The 502-nt window shown below is 50.9% G+C and carries 1 rRNA gene; it reads left to right on the forward strand.

Going from position 1 to position 502, the window contains the following annotated elements:
• Positions 1–371 (forward strand): 23S ribosomal RNA (locus CIK04_RS31145); the annotation flags it as partial.
• Positions 372–502: the final 131 nt, after the last annotated feature.

Genomic DNA, 502 nt, shown 5'->3' on the forward strand with positions numbered 1-502 from the left:
CGGTCCCAAGGGTATGGCTGTTCGCCATTTAAAGTGGTACGCGAGCTGGGTTTAGAACGTCGTGAGACAGTTCGGTCCCTATCTGCCGTGGGCGTTGGAAGATTGAAGGGGGCTGCTCCTAGTACGAGAGGACCGGAGTGGACGAACCTCTGGTGTTCGGGTTGTGTCGCCAGACGCATTGCCCGGTAGCTAAGTTCGGAATCGATAACCGCTGAAAGCATCTAAGCGGGAAGCGAGCCCTGAGATGAGTCTTCCCTGATACTTTAAGTATCCTRAAGGGTTGTTCGAGACTAGAACGTTGATAGGCAGGGTGTGTAAGCGCTGTGAGGCGTTGAGCTAACCTGTACTAATTGCCCGTGAGGCTTAACCATACAACACCCAAAGGGGTTTTTGATGGACTCAAAGCAAGAACGAATTGAATGTGTAGAGAACGCAAACAGCTTTCCGAATTTTAAGAATTTGCTTGGCGACCATAGCGTTTTGGACCCACCTGAACCCATTC

The organism is Vibrio sp. 03_296 (assembly GCF_002265885.1).